The 13,049-nt window shown below is 58.9% G+C and carries 11 protein-coding genes; 5 read left to right on the forward strand and 6 right to left on the reverse strand.

The genetic code is table 11. The features are described from left to right. The coding region (locus LW884_06055) for a TerC family protein (GenBank protein ID MCE3007895.1) at positions 1-159 on the forward strand (159 nt) is incomplete at its 5' end. A 163-nt stretch (positions 160-322) separates the two neighbouring features. Here LW884_06055 and LW884_06060 read toward each other — a convergent pair. Together LW884_06060 and htpG are read right to left on the reverse strand one after the other, a co-directional pair. Next, positions 323-1,039 (reverse strand): TIGR00730 family Rossman fold protein, encoded by a 717-nt coding sequence (locus LW884_06060; protein ID MCE3007896.1) that lies wholly within the window; start codon positions 1,037-1,039, stop codon positions 323-325. 136 nt (positions 1,040-1,175) lie between these two features. Beyond that, positions 1,176-2,972, reverse strand: coding sequence for a molecular chaperone HtpG (gene htpG / locus LW884_06065; GenBank protein ID MCE3007897.1), 1,797 nt, complete (start codon positions 2,970-2,972; stop codon positions 1,176-1,178). Positions 2,973-3,161: 189 nt separating this feature from the next. On the opposite strand from htpG, the gene LW884_06070 reads away from it, so the two are divergent. Together LW884_06070 and LW884_06075 are read left to right on the forward strand one after the other, a co-directional pair. Further along, positions 3,162-3,716, forward strand: a complete 555-nt coding sequence (locus tag LW884_06070; GenBank protein MCE3007898.1) for a YceI family protein — start codon at positions 3,162-3,164, stop codon at positions 3,714-3,716. Positions 3,717-3,720: 4 nt separating this feature from the next. Beyond that, entirely contained in the window at positions 3,721-4,149 is a 429-nt protein-coding gene (locus LW884_06075) for a DCC1-like thiol-disulfide oxidoreductase family protein (protein ID MCE3007899.1), read from the forward strand. A gap of 122 nt (positions 4,150-4,271) precedes the next feature. Here LW884_06075 and LW884_06080 read toward each other — a convergent pair whose 3' ends face one another. From LW884_06080 to dapF, 3 genes are all read right to left on the reverse strand, one after another. Then, positions 4,272-4,718: a hypothetical protein gene (locus LW884_06080; GenBank protein ID MCE3007900.1), complete on the reverse strand. Its 447-nt coding sequence runs from the start codon at positions 4,716-4,718 to the stop codon at positions 4,272-4,274. A 61-nt stretch (positions 4,719-4,779) separates the two neighbouring features. Next, positions 4,780-5,898 (reverse strand): Signal peptidase-like protein, encoded by a 1,119-nt coding sequence (locus LW884_06085; GenBank protein ID MCE3007901.1) that lies wholly within the window; start codon positions 5,896-5,898, stop codon positions 4,780-4,782. 100 nt (positions 5,899-5,998) lie between these two features. Beyond that, positions 5,999-6,772 carry a diaminopimelate epimerase gene (dapF, locus tag LW884_06090; protein ID MCE3007902.1) on the reverse strand — a complete coding sequence of 258 codons (774 nt, stop codon included), beginning with the start codon at positions 6,770-6,772 and terminating at the stop codon, positions 5,999-6,001. Between the two features lie 37 nt (positions 6,773-6,809). Between dapF and rodA the strand changes: the two genes are divergently transcribed. Further along, positions 6,810-8,132, forward strand: a complete 1,323-nt coding sequence (rodA, locus tag LW884_06095; protein MCE3007903.1) for a rod shape-determining protein RodA — start codon at positions 6,810-6,812, stop codon at positions 8,130-8,132. A 50-nt stretch (positions 8,133-8,182) separates the two neighbouring features. Beyond that, on the forward strand, positions 8,183-9,454 hold the full coding sequence (locus tag LW884_06100; protein ID MCE3007904.1) for a hypothetical protein: 1,272 nt from the start codon (positions 8,183-8,185) through the stop codon (positions 9,452-9,454). Positions 9,455-9,469: 15 nt separating this feature from the next. Here LW884_06100 and LW884_06105 read toward each other — a convergent pair whose 3' ends face one another. Further along, positions 9,470-12,970: an AsmA-like C-terminal region-containing protein gene (locus LW884_06105; protein MCE3007905.1), complete on the reverse strand. Its 3,501-nt coding sequence runs from the start codon at positions 12,968-12,970 to the stop codon at positions 9,470-9,472. Positions 12,971-13,049 lie beyond the last annotated feature (79 nt).

Below are 13,049 nucleotides of genomic sequence, written 5' to 3' on the forward strand. Positions count from 1 at the left end.
CTGCTGATTGTAGAGGGGATACACCTGGAGGTACCCAAGGGCTATATCTACTTTGCCATGGCCTTCAGCCTCTTTGTAGAGGTGCTGAACCTGAACGTGCGCCGCCGGAACCAATACCGGGATGGGCAGCTCGCGGCTAGCCCCCCCTTGCCCCGCTGAGAGAGGGCGGGGAGCATCCCTAACGGATGGAAGGTCGGCTTGGTTGGCCAGGCTGAACACCCTGTGTCCGGGAGAAGGTGACAGACACAAAGACTGGCTGTACAGGCTAGCTAAATGCAGAACGGGTAGTGTGCCCTGTCAGGGGTGGCTCTGTGGAAGACAGTTAGAAGTTGGGCTGATGCTGGCGCTTGCTGTAGAACTGATTGAGGATATCTACTACCTCGGCAGCTGTGTCGGCCACCACCATCAGGTCCAGGTCTTCGGGGCTTACAAACTTGCGGGCCAGCAGCGTGTTCTGGATCCACTCCAGCAGGCCCTTCCAGTAGCTGCTATCCATCAGTACAATGGGAAAGCGGTCTATCTTGTAGGTCTGGATAAGGGTAAGGGCCTCAAACAGCTCATCCATGGTGCCGAAGCCGCCGGGCATTACCACAAAGCCCTGTGCGTACTTTACAAACATGACCTTGCGGACGAAGAAGTAGTCGAACTCGATCAGCAGGTCTTTGTCAATATACGGGTTGTACTCCTGCTCAAAGGGCAGCTCGATATTGAGGCCCACCGAATGGGCATTTCCTGCCTGGGCCCCCTTGTTGCCCGCCTCCATCACCCCTGGCCCACCGCCGGTAATAATGCCGTAGCCGTTGTCGGCCAGGGCCTTGGCCACCTCTACGGTCAGCAGGTATTCGGGGCTGTCGGGCTTACTGCGGGCAGAGCCGAAGATGGAGACGCAGGGGCCAATCTTGCTCAGCTTTTCGAAACCCTCTACAAACTCGGCAATGATCTTGAATATCTGCCAGGTATCTACCACGCGGCGGTCTTTCCAGTCTCGGGTTTTGCTGGCAAAGGTATTGGGAAGGTATCCGTCTCTCGACTTATTCATACACGTTGGGCGGGTTTCTTAAGTGACCCCTAAGGTACGCAGGCGGTGGCCCAAAGGATGCAGTAGGGTGTATAAATCACACAACATTCTCATCCTGCTCCGGGTAGCCCACCGCTAGCACTACGGCAGCGGGTGGCTAGGCCAGCTGCGCGGCACTGCGTTCTACAAAGTCGGTCAGGCGGTGGCCCGTCAGCAGGCCCTGGCTCAGCAGGGCCAGGTCATAGCTCTGCTGCACCAGGGCGGTACGCGCTTCGCCCTCAGGCATCAGCAGTACCTTCTTGGCCAGCGGGTGGGTTTCGTTTATCACCAGCGTATAGCTCTCACCCAGGTCCATCCCCATATTGCCCATGCGGTTCATGTCCATCATGCGGCGCAGATACTCCGGGCGGGTAATGCGCACCGGCAGTTCCGCTTCGCTCAGCGGGGCCACCTGCACCTGCGCATTGGGGTGTGCCAGCACCCGCTTATATAGGTCCACCAGGGTTTCCCGTTCCTGTTCGTTCAGCAGGCTGGCCTTTTCCAGGCCCTTGTCTATCAGCTTATCCAGCGTGTCGCTGTCTACACGCTTAAACTGTACCTTTTCCAGCTGGTGGTCCAGGTAGCCGATCAGGTGCATATCCAGCAGGCCATCCAGTAGCAGCACGTCGTAGCCGTGCTTTTGGGCTGCTGCTACGTAGCCATGCTGCTCCTCCGCATCGGTGGCGTACAGGTACATCACCTGCTCATCCTTATCTGTCTGCAGGGGGGCCACTTTGTCCTTATACTCTGCCAGGGTATAGAATTCTTTGGCCGTATTGTACAGCAGGCAGGCATCCTTCACGCGCTCGTAGAAGGTGTTGTCTCGTATCATGCCATACTTCACAAATACACCTATGCTTTCCCATTTTTCTTCGTACGCCTTTCGGTCATCTTTGAATAGCTCGCTTAGCTTATCGGCCACTTTTTTGCTGATGTGGCTACTGATCTTGCGTACGGCAGCATCCGTCTGCAGGTAGCTGCGGCTTACGTTCAGCGGGATGTCCGGGCTATCTATCACCCCCTGTAGCAGGCTCAGGTAGTCGGGCACAATGTCCTCCACATTGTCGGTAATAAACACCTGATTGCTATAGAGCTGAATGCGGTTTTTCTGCATCTCTACATTAGGCCGGATGCGCGGAAAATACAGGATGCCATTGAGCGTAAAGGGGTAGTCTACATTCAGATGAATCCAGAAGAGGGGAGCCTCCTGAAAGGGGTAAAGTTTCTGGTAAAAGTCCTTGTAGTCTTGCTCTGTTAGTTCGCCGGGCTTTTTGGTCCAGGCAGGCTCGCTGTCATTGATTACCTGATCCTGGAACCGGATGGGGATAGGCAGGAAACGGCAGTATTTTTTCAGCACTTCCTCTATCCGATAGGCCTTCAGGTACTCGGCGCCTTCCTCGTTGATGTGCAGGATTACATCTGTGCCCCGGCGCTCGCGGCTATCCGCCTGCATGCTGAAGGACGTGCTGCCCTCGCACACCCAGCGCTGGGCGGGTGCATCCTGGTAGCTGCGGGTGAGGATCTCCACCTTTCCGGCTACCATAAAGGCCGAGTAGAAGCCTAGGCCGAAATGGCCAATGATCTGGCTAGCAGTGTCTTTGTACTTCTCCAGGAACACCTCGGCACTGGAAAAGGCAATCTGGTTGATGTACTCTTCCACCTCGGCGGCAGTCATGCCCAGGCCATAGTCGCGTATAGTCAGGGTTTTGGCCTCCTCGTCCAGCAGCACCTCTATGGTCAGGTCTCCCAGCTCGCCATCATATTCGCCCTTGCTGGCCAGCGCCTTCAGCTTCTGGGTGGCATCCTGCGCGTTGCTGATCAGCTCGCGCAGAAATACCTCCTGGTTGCTGTACAGAAACTTCTTGATGATGGGAAAAATGTTCTCGGTGTGGATGGATAGGTTTCCGGTTTTCATCTGGTAGGATCGATTGTTGAATAAGACAAGGCCACTAGATGGCTCTTTTGATGTGTGCATGCCTAGCAAAAACGGGGCCACCCTGGCACAAACTGCCATATTTACACAGCGCTGGCAGTATGGGTGGGGGGAGCCGGGCAAGTTTGTCAGATTTTGAATTTATGCCAGAGGCAGTGGGTTATGGGTGGCATGAATCGCGAAAAGTATTTGCCCCTCCAGGTGTCTTTGCTCACCCTGCTTGCGCTGGTTGCCGCAGGCTTCCTGCTGCTGCAGGCCCCCAGGTGGAAGATAGACGAGCCTGCCGTGCGCATCAGCCTGCAGGGCCCCGATGTGGAGGCGGGTGTGGTACGGGGCCTGAGTGGCGCCATCCATTTCTCGCCCAACCTGCTCGATAAATCCTGCTTCGAGGTAGAGGTGGATCTGAAGACCCTGGACCTGGGCGACCCGGAGCTGACCGGCAATGCCAGCTCTGCAGACTGGCTGGATGTAGCGCAGTATCCCAGCGCGCGCTTCGCATGCAGGCAGGTGCTGAAGGCCGAAGATGGCTATGTGGCCCAGGGAGACCTGAGCCTGCATGGCCAGAGCCGACCGGTGGAGATTCCTTTTGTATTCCACGCACAGGGTAGCAAGCAGGGCGTGTTTGAGGGCGACCTGGTAGTGGCGCGGAGGGACTTTGCGATGAATATGCCGGGCAACACAGCCGATACCCTGCGCGTACACCTGGCGGTGCCCGTGTATCAGTAGCGCCATGCATACGCCCCCTCTACCAGGCAGCAAACCCGATCCGGAAGTGCCTATCGTGCTATTCGACGGGGTATGCACGCTGTGCAACCGTTCAGTACGCTACATCCTGCGGCACGACCGCCGGGGCCGGATACGTGTGGGCAGCCTGCAGGCCCACACGCAGCTGCTACAGGCGGCGGGCTCGGCGGGGCCAGATATGAGCTCCATCCTGCTGCTATACCGGGGGCGGGTATACAGGCAGAGCAGTGCCGTGCTGCGCATTGGGCGCATAATGGGTGGATGGCACCGGCCCGTGGCCTGGCTAGGCTACCTGCTGCCCCGCCTGCTGCGCGACAGCCTGTACCGCTGGGTAGCCAGCCACCGCTATCGGTGGTTTGGGCAGGAGGCCAGCTGCCCACTGCCCGATGCAGACACCCGATCTCGTTTTCTGTAAGCCCCCACAACAAGCCCGTACCCGTTCGGGCGGGCCCGGACGCAACCAGTAGACCGGACGCACGCGAACTGCACAAAGCAGGCAGACCCCCCCCCCCGCGCGTGTAGCAGCAGCAAAGTGCGCTAAAAGCGCACAGCCGGATGACGAATTTCGCCCCCCGCGTGGCTAATAACCGCCAGGATGATCCACAACACAGACTGTAGCAGGACCGAGGGGATAAAGAGCTTCCGGCTGTGGGGGAATGGCCGCCAGTGGCCATAGGCAGCAAGCGCCGTAACCAGCAGGCCCACTAGCATGGCCGGCATAAAGCTTTCGCTCAGCTCCTCGTGCAGGCTTACCAGCCTGCCCACATCGGCCAGCTGGCGGCTTTCGGCCAGGTGCTCGCGCGCCAGCTCGCCCGTCTTGTGCGCCAGTAGCACAAAACCATAGCCCAGCAGGCTGAGGAGGTAGTGCAGCCGCAGGCCAAAGGCGTGCCGCCGAAAGAAAGCCCAGGTACCCAGCAGGATAGAGGTGAGGATAAGGTAGGTGGGCACGTGGTTGACCAGTAGGTGGAGGTATACGCCATTCATAGGGTATCGATATCTAGTTGGTGTGATAAGCCCGGAGCAGATCCCGGCTCGCTTGCGGCTGCTATGCGGTACCCGCTGGCCTGCGGGGGCCGCGTTTTTTTCGCTTATCCTTGCTGCCCCTGCTCTTTCGGGCCTGGCGCTGCATGCGCTCGTGCAGGTCGCTCTGGCCCACCACATCTACAAAGTCGGTCATCTTCTTGCTTTCACGGGCGGCCACTTCTTCCTCTGGCAGCAGGCTGGGGGGTTTTATCCCTTTTTTATTCAGCTGTATCAGCTCTTGCACCCGGTCAGCGTTCAGCATGGTCCAGTTGCTATCTCCGCCGTAGCTGAACCACATTTGGCGACGGAAGATGTCCGTCTTCTGCAGGTAGGCCTTACCGAGCTCGGTTTGTATCTCCCGCACTTTGGGTATGTCGGTCAGGGCATCCATATAGGCCTCCAGCTCATAGTTCAGGCAGCACTTCAGGCGCCCACACAGGCCGGTTATCTTGGTTGGGTTCAGGCTCAGGTTCTGGTAGCGGGCAGCACCGGTGCCTACACTTTTGAAGTCGGTAAGCCAGCTGCTGCAGCACAGCTCGCGCCCACAGGCACCTATGCCGCCTACCAGGGCTGCCTCTTGTCTGGATCCGATCTGCTTCATCTCCACCCGCACCTTAAACTCGTTGGCCAGCCTGCGGATCAGCTCGCGGAAGTCTACCCGGCTCTCGGAGGTGTAGTAGAAAATAGCCTTTCCGCCGTCGGCCTGAAACTCCACGTCGCTCATCTTCATATCCAGGCCCAGCTCGCCCACCAGCTGGCGGGTGCGGAACAGGCACTCGGCTTCTTGGTCGCGCAGGGCCTGCAGCCGCTGCCTGTCCGCCTCGCTGGCCATGCGCACCATGGTGCCTACGTGCTTGGCATTCACCTTTTTCTTTTTCATCTGTAGCAGCACCAGCTCGCCGCCCATGGTTATCTCGCCCACATCCCAGCCTCGGTCGCTCTCCACCACCACCAGGTCTCCGGTTACTACATCCAGGCCCTTTTCGTTGCGATAGAAGCCCTTTCGGGTTGTCTTGAAGCGGATTTCGTAGATATTCCGATGCTCGGGGGTATCGGGCGGCAGCATGTTGCCCAACCAGTCATATACATTCAGCTTGCTGCTGCACGCGGTGCTACAGCCGCCGTCTTTGCCACATCCCATGTTCTTTTCTATTCGGTTACGCGCTTGGCCTACAGAGGGCCGGGTGTATGCAGCTGCACACCACCCGCCATGGCCCCTGCGCCGAAGCTACGCAAAGCTACTAATTTCGGTCAATCCATTCACCCCGGAATACACACAGGGCGGGGCCGCCCAGCCAGATGCCCGATGTGCGAAACTCGACCGTGAGCAGCCCACCCGCTGTGTGCAGCTGCACGCTGGGGCCGGCATAGCCCCGCAGCTGGCGGTATACACAGGCTACGGCCGTAGCGCCGGTTCCGCAGCTGTAGGTCTCGTCCTCTACACCACGCTCGTAGGTGCGGATGCGCAGCTGTCCGGGTGCCAGCTCCTCGGCAAAGTTTACATTGGTGCCCACTGCACGGAAACGATCGGAATAACGCACAGCCCTGCCCTCGGTGTACACATCCAGGGCCTGTACCCCCTGGCACCACCGCACGTAGTGCGGGCTACCGGTATCCAGGTAGTAGGCCTCGGGGCCCAGGGCCTCTATCTGGCTTACGGCACCCATCTTTAGCCAGATCTGGTCTTGCTCCATGCTGGCCTCGTGCAGGCCGTCTATGGCCACAAAGTGGGCCTGCTGCTGCACCAGCCCCAGGTGCTGGGCAAAGCGCACTACCGCACGCCCACCATTGCCACACATGCTGCCGGGCCTGCCGTCGGCATTGTAGTAGTGCATGGCAAAGTCTGTGTCGGCATCGGAGCCCAGCAGGATCACCCCGTCTGCCCCCACCCCAAAGCGGCGGTGGCACAGCTGCTCGAAGAATACATAGTCATCCGGATCCACCTGCCCGCTGCGATTATCAATCAGCACAAAGTCATTACCCGTGGCCTGATACTTGTAGAATGTGAGCCCCATGCACAAAGTTACCCAAGAGTATGGTATCTTTAGCACCATGTCGAGATCAGACAAGCCCGAGCTACGACTAGACTGGCTAACGGTGGCCCTTTTCGGGGTATTTGTGCTGTTTGGCTGGTTTAACATCTACGCCGCCAGTGGGGCCTCGGGTGCCGGGTTTTGGACAGACCTGATGGACATCGGCCAGCCACAGGGCAAGCAGTTTATATTCATCCTCATCTCGGCCGTGCTGTGTTTTGTTACGCTCACGCTGGATATAAAACTGGTGGAGTGGGCGGCCTATGGGGTATATGGGGTTTCCATCTTCCTGTGCATACTCGTGCTGTTTGTGGGCAAGGAGATCAACGGAGCCAAGGCCTGGTTCAGCTTCGGTGGCTTTGGCGTTCAGCCCTCCGAGTTTGCCAAAGTGGGCACGGTGCTGGCGGTAGCCAGGTACATGAGCCGCCACGGCTTCAGCCTGGGTAGCCTGAAGGACAAGCTCTACCTGCTGGGCATCATTGGGCTGCCCATGGCCCTCATCATCCTGCAAAAAGACACGGGCACAGCCCTGGTGTTTTCGGCCTTTATCTTCATGCTACTGCGCGAGGGGCTTTCGCTGGCCTTTTTTGGCCTACTCATTGCCCTGCTGGCAGTGGCCCTGCTCTCTATGGCAGGCGTAGGCACGCTCTATCTGGCAGGTTTCATGATTTTCCTGCTACTGCTGTACTACTTCCGGCGGCCCATTGGCAAGTTTGTGAGCAATCTGGGTTTCTACCTCGACTTTCGGGGGCGCAGCTCCCTGGTGCCGGCCGTGGTGGTGGCCGGCCTGATCGTGTGGTCGCTGAGCATAAACCTGGTGATCGGGCAGCTGAAGCCCCACCAGCAAGACCGGATCAAGGCGCTCTTCAACCCCGACTTTGACCCCATGCGCACCAACTGGAACACCCACCAGAGCAAAATAGCCATAGGCAGCGGGGGCCTGTGGGGCAAGGGCTTCATGAATGGTACCCAAACCAAATATGACTACGTGCCCCAGCAGCATACCGACTTTATCTTTTGCACCGTGGGCGAGGAGTTTGGCTGGCTGGGCAGCTCGCTGGTTATCGTGCTGTTCTTCGTTTTGCTGTGGCAGCTCACCTACCTTTCGGAGAATACCAAGACGCGCTTTGGCCGTGTGCTGGGCTATTCGGTTACCGCCATTTTCTTCTTTCATATCCTGGTAAACATTGCCATGACCATTGGCCTGGCACCTGTTATCGGCATCCCCCTACCCTTTTTTAGCTATGGGGGCAGTAGCCTGATGACCTTCTCGGTGCTGATCTTCCTGGTGCTGAACAGTCATGCCAACCGCGTGCACATCCTGTCTCAGGAGCGTGCATAAAGTGGGAATCCGGGGCGGGTAGGCAGCTACTTATCTGCTAACTTTGCTGCATGCTATTGCTACGCAACGTTGTACTGGTACACCCGGGCCACCCATCGGATAGCAGGCCGATAGACCTGCTGCTACAGGATGGCCGGCTGCACCGGCTGGAACCGGGTGGCAGCATGCCCACCCAAGGCCACACCGTAGCCGAGGCCGAGGACCTGCATGTAAGCCTGAGCTGGATAGACACCCTGGCAAGCCTGAACATACCCGGGCACGAACTGCGAGATAGCCTGGAGCACCTGAGCGCCAGTGCCCTACAGGGGGGATTTTCGCACGTGGTAGTAAGCCCAAACAGCCACCCGCCCATAGACCATGCCGAGGCTGTGCTGGCCCTGCTGGCGCGGGCGGCTACGCTGCCCACCACCCTGCTGCCCATGGGCGCTGCCAGCGAGGGTACACAGGGCAAGGAAATGGCCGAGCTGGCCAGCATGCAGCAGGCCGGGGCCTGCCTCATCTCCGATGGCTGGCAACCCCTGCAGGCCGCCGGCCTGCAGTACCGGATACTGCGCTACCTGGCCCCCCTGCAGCTACCCATGCACCAGCTGCCTATGCTGGAGAGCCTGGAGGCAGGTGGCGTAGCCAATGAAAGCCCGGCCATAACCCGCCTGGGCCTGAAGGCCAGCCCCATACTGGCCGAAACCCTGGCTGTGCAGCAGCTGCTAGAGCTGCTGCGCCACACAGAGGCCGAGCTATACCTGTGCCCCATCACAGCTGCCGATAGTGTGGCACGCATCCGCCAGGCAAAGGCCGATGGCCTGCGGGTAACGGCTGGCACGCTGCCAGCCTACCTGTACTTTACGGATGAACAACTGGGCGACTTTGACACACGCTACAAGCTGCGCCCACCCCTGCGCAGCGAGCAAGACCGACTGGCCCTGCTAGAGGCCGTAGCCGACGGAACCCTAGACATACTGGCCAGTGGGCACAGCCCGGCTACGATAGATGAAAAGCGGCTGGAGTTTGACTTTGCCGCCTATGGCATGCCGATGCTGGAAACCTGCTACGCCTGTGCAAGCACAGCGCTGGAGGGCTATGCAGAGGTGGAAACCCTGGTACGGATACTGGGCCTGCAGCCGCGCAAGCTGCTGCGTATGCCCATCCCCGCCTTTGAGCCGGGAGCCGAGCTAAGCCTCACCCTCTTCCAGCCCAGGCTGCGCTGGACAGCAACAGAAAAGCACCTGAAAACCCTGTATAACAGCAACCCCACCACCGGCCACACTCTTAAGGGGAAGGCCTATGGCGTGTACCACAAGGGTGTATTGCACAAAGCCCACTAGCCAGCAGCCCCCGCCTTAGGCATCGGCTGCGGAACGGGGCCGGGCGCGCAGTATATTCCGCAGGGCCCAGAGTGGCAAGAATTTTACGCGCATGCCCTTATCTCGCTCCGGATTCTCGGTTAGCCTAAACACATAGACTGTTTTGCCATAGTATTTGGGGGTGTGGTAGTAGTCTGCAGCCGCCAGCTCCTCCTCCTTGGGCAGCAGTACGGCCAGGTCGTAGCGCAATTGGTCATTCAGCCGATAATGGCCACGGGCCGTGAAGTTGAGCTTATTGCTGATGAATTCGACCGACGGCATAAAGAGGGTAGAATCTGCCAGAAACACATTGTCCAGCCTTAGGCTGAAGTAGGTAGGTGTAGCCAGGTCCTGCTGATTCAGCAGCGGGTTGGGCTTCAAAAACTGGCCCAGATTTCGGATAGAACCCTCGTCCAGCCGAATGGAAAAGTTGGCCAGCTTCGGCAAGGATACACGGCTGCTTCTGGGCTGTAGGTGCAAGTGCAGGTCTCCGGCCAGGCTTAGCCGGCCCTGGATGCCCAGCGAGTCGAGCTGCTGCTTGCCGAGCGCGTCGAAAGAGGCAAAAACCTGGTGTAGGTCTACCTGATCCAGCTCCAGGTGGGTGTAGATAACCGGTTGTTGAGGGTCGGTCTGATCCATCTGGCCCCGTGCAGCCAGCAGCCCACCACAGGTGCGTAGCCGGGCCTGCCGTACCTGTAGCAGGTGGCCCTGTAGCACTACATCCATTTCCATATCCCGCATCTGCAAGCGCTGGTAGTAGGCGTAGCCCAGTGAGAAATGGGCTACAATCTCCGACTGGCTGGGGAGGTCGATCTGCTTGAGTTTGGCGGTATCCCCGCGCGGTCTATCCAGCAGGGCAAAGGTCTCCAGGTTCAGGCTATCGCTCTCAAAGGAGAATTTGGCAGCCAGCCCAGGCTGATCGGTATACAGGAAGCCCAGGATGTCGTATACCGTTCCGCGCACACGAAAGGAATTCCCGTTCATGCGGCCCGACATCTGGCGGATCTCTACCCCCTTTCCGTCGTAGTACATCTCGGCATTCAGCTGGCGGAAAGGCAGCCCCGCTGGGGCCAGGTCGAAGGAAACATTCTGCATCCGAAAGTCGCCCCGCTGAGGCATCTTCACCAGCTTCTTGGGGTCGGATATATCCGATAGCTTACCCGCCAGCTCTACCCAAAAGGCCAGGGTGCCCTGTGGCTGTGCCACGGTGGGTAGGCTAAAGTAGTTCAGCAGTACATCTGCGCCTATCTCGGTACGCAGGCGCATGCGTACCTGCCCGGTGGCGGGGTCATCCAGGCGCAGGCTAGCCCAGAAGGGAAACTGGTTGGCCACCCCATACAGGGTATCTATCCGGATGGGGGTATGGCGCGGATCCTTCAGATGCTGCTCTGTGAATAGGGCACTCAGGGTAACGTCTCGGATAAAAATCCGCTGAACAGGCTGGAAAAAGTAGCCATTTTCCAGCGCCAGGTGCAGCTGGATGCGGGGTTGGGCAGACCGGGTGGCGTAGCCATTCAGCCGCAGGTTTCCCCCCACCTGCACGGCACTGGTGGGTACAGGCCGCCTGGCGGGCCACAGGCCCAGGTCCTGCAGCACCAGGGGCAGGTCCTCGCTGTTCAGGTCAAGGGCCAGCTGAAAGGTATTCTGAGCCCGCTGCTGGCTGTTCAGGCTACCAAATAGCAGTGCCCGGCCCTTCTTTCCGCCTATTTCAAAGGCCTGCATACTCAGCACCTTATCCCGCAGAGAAAGGGTGCCGCGTACACCCTGATATGCATACTGGTTTAGGTATATCACACGGGCATCCAGGTGCAGGCTAGCCGCCAGCCAGCCCGGCAGCTCCATGCCCAGGGCAGAGGGGTGGAACGGCTGGGTAGCCGCCAGCCCACGCTGCCGGCCTAGCTGGGCCGTATGGCTTAGCAGCGCAGGGATATACAGCGTATCCAGCTGCAGGTTTGCATCCAGCTTCAGCACCCGCTCCTCGCCGTAGGCATAGCTCAGGAAATCGTGTAGCGTAGCAGCCAGCCGCAGGGGCTGTCCGTTTAGCTGGGCAGTGAGGCTGGGCGTGTGCAGCGCACGGCCACGCAGGGCCAGCCGACCATAGGCATGGCGCAGTTCCAGGGGCTGGTGCCTCAGGCTTAGTGCCACATCCTCCAGGCTGATCCCGCCCCGATAGTGTACAGCGTGCAGCTCATCGGGCCTGCCAACGTGGTGGAGCGGCCCAGCCAGGTCCAGGTCTATCCGCAGCAGGCCACTTCCCTGCATCACAGTGTCTTGGCCCAGAAAGGAAAGAACCTTCCCGAACTCAAGGGTGGCCGTGGCCCTGCCCTCCAGAAAGGGGTCGAGCAGACTGCTGAGCCGAAGCTGCGCAAAAATAGGTCTCCCGGCAAAATTGGCCCACAGGCTGTCTATGCTTAGCTCTGCGGTTTCCAGGCTGTTTCGCTTGCCATTGGTAAGATGCCCACTTAGCTGTAGGTGCTGTACCGAGTTACCACTCTGTCTGTGTTTCACCTCCGTCTCCTTTGCGCGGAAAGCTAGCTCTATGTGCGGGTTGGTGGTTTCATCGTCCACGCCCACAATAGTGCCCGACAGACTAAGTTGGCCCGATAGCTTGTAGTTGGCCAGCAGGCGGCGCGTCTGCTGGGGTATGAAGCTGAGCAGGGTTTGCACCTTCCCGTAGTTGGTGCCAAAGTGCAGGTCATAGTACCGATCGCGTCCACTCATTAGCAGCTTGCCAGCCAGGCTCAGCCTCGATTCGTCCAGGGTCAACTCCATGTTGCGGAAATCAATCATCTTACTGGGCTTATCCAGCACCAGGCTGGTCTGTAGCGAAAAAGGCTGATCCTCCATTATCCGGAAGCCACCCATATCCAGGTAACGGCTACGCCCCGCTGCACGGCCCCTAAAAAGTACCTGAGACCGGTAGTTGCGCATCTCCAGCTCTGCGCTATCCAGCCAAAACGCATAGCGCCGCCTGGTGGGCCAAGAGAGATAGTCCAGCCGGGTATCCTCCAGTACCATGCGGTGTATGCGCACTTCATCTGGCCGCTTCCGGTCGGGGTCGTAGGGCTTAAAAAGCTGAAAATTCTTGCGATAGCTGCGATCCAGCAGCATGTATACCCGGTTTCCCCGTAGGCGAATAAGCTCTACTGTCTTCTGCTTCTTGTTGAAATACAGCTCTGCCAGGTCCAGGGTTAGGGTAGCCTCTTGGGTGGTCATCAGCGGATGCTTGCCCAGGGTAGGCTCTACCTCCACCTGCTGCATATGTAGGGTAGCAAGGGGGAAGTCAGTAAAGTCAACGGAGAGGCTGCCAATGTGCACCGGTGTTTGCATCAGCTTGGTTATCTGCCCCTCTACAATGGTCTTACCAAAAAGCCAAAAGGTAAACAGGGTGCCCAGCAGCAGACCCAGCAGTAGCAGGCCCAGCACAGACAGCAGGCGCCCCAGCTGCCTGGCTAGGCCATACAGGGCAGTTCGGGCACTCGTGCGTCGTCCATGCATAAGGCTAGGGGCGGGGCATATTGGCTAAAATAGGAAAAAAAGCGGGGCAGCTTGTTCGATAAGCTGCCCCGCCCAGGCC

Source organism: Bacteroidota bacterium, assembly GCA_021300195.1.
Lineage (GTDB): Bacteria > Bacteroidota > Bacteroidia > J057 > JAJTIE01 > JAJTIE01.

Bases quoted from the DNA above. Each gene is read 5' to 3' on its own strand.
- LW884_06080 (MCE3007900.1), bottom strand. From the start codon at position 4,718: ATGAATGGCGTATACCTCCACCTACTGGTCAACCACGTGCCCACCTAC.
- LW884_06100 (MCE3007904.1), top strand. From the start codon at position 8,183: ATGCTATTGCTACGCAACGTTGTACTGGTACACCCGGGCCACCCATCG.
- LW884_06060 (MCE3007896.1), bottom strand. From the start codon at position 1,039: ATGAATAAGTCGAGAGACGGATACCTTCCCAATACCTTTGCCAGCAAA.
- dapF (MCE3007902.1), bottom strand. From the start codon at position 6,772: ATGGGGCTCACATTCTACAAGTATCAGGCCACGGGTAATGACTTTGTG.
- LW884_06105 (MCE3007905.1), bottom strand. From the start codon at position 12,970: ATGCATGGACGACGCACGAGTGCCCGAACTGCCCTGTATGGCCTAGCC.
- LW884_06075 (MCE3007899.1), top strand. From the start codon at position 3,721: ATGCATACGCCCCCTCTACCAGGCAGCAAACCCGATCCGGAAGTGCCT.
- rodA (MCE3007903.1), top strand. From the start codon at position 6,810: ATGTCGAGATCAGACAAGCCCGAGCTACGACTAGACTGGCTAACGGTG.
- htpG (MCE3007897.1), bottom strand. From the start codon at position 2,972: ATGAAAACCGGAAACCTATCCATCCACACCGAGAACATTTTTCCCATC.
- LW884_06085 (MCE3007901.1), bottom strand. From the start codon at position 5,898: ATGGGATGTGGCAAAGACGGCGGCTGTAGCACCGCGTGCAGCAGCAAG.
- LW884_06070 (MCE3007898.1), top strand. From the start codon at position 3,162: ATGAATCGCGAAAAGTATTTGCCCCTCCAGGTGTCTTTGCTCACCCTG.